This window comes from Vibrio sp. 1978 (assembly GCF_033344345.1).
Window position 1 is genome coordinate 1 of the sequence record NZ_JAWPOP010001076.1, and the last position, 508, is coordinate 508.

At 49.4% G+C, this 508-nt stretch carries 1 protein-coding gene; it reads right to left on the bottom strand.

All coding sequences use genetic code 11. From position 1 onward, the window contains the following. Positions 1 to 508, bottom strand: a 508-nt coding sequence (locus tag R8N49_RS30735; protein ID WP_318190899.1) for a DUF294 nucleotidyltransferase-like domain-containing protein, incomplete at both ends; no start/stop codon positions are given.

The following is a 508-nucleotide window of genomic DNA, read 5'->3' on the forward strand; positions in this document are numbered from 1 at the left end:
AAGCCATCCTTGGCACTTTTTACGTTGCCAAACAAAGTAAGGGGCACGGAAAATTGCAAAGCAGGGCGCGTGAAATCCGACAAAACCAGCATGCGATCTTTCATGCTGTCTCTGAGATGGTTTGCTATTGGGGTGAGAAGCTCTCGATTTCCTGCTACTGCATGTGCGTCACTGAAAATCGCTAAGTCCATGATTGGTTCAGGCTCCGCCTTCGCAATCCAATGATCTAAGGTGTGGATCCACTCTTGCTGCGTTTTGACCCATTTCGGGTTGTTGACCATCACTTTGCCGGGGCAGAGTGGGTAACCAAGCTGCTGCAGAGTATGGGTAAATGATTGCATTACTTGTTCGCAATGCGGCCATTCTAGCCCGTCTTCAATAATGAGCGCGTTGTCTTGGTCGGTCTTAAGAATTTGCTCGCCACGCCCTTCTGAGCCCAGCACGATCAAACAACAGTGGTCGTGCAAAGCGGGTGGCACCACCAGTTCAAAGGCTTTTTCGATAATTT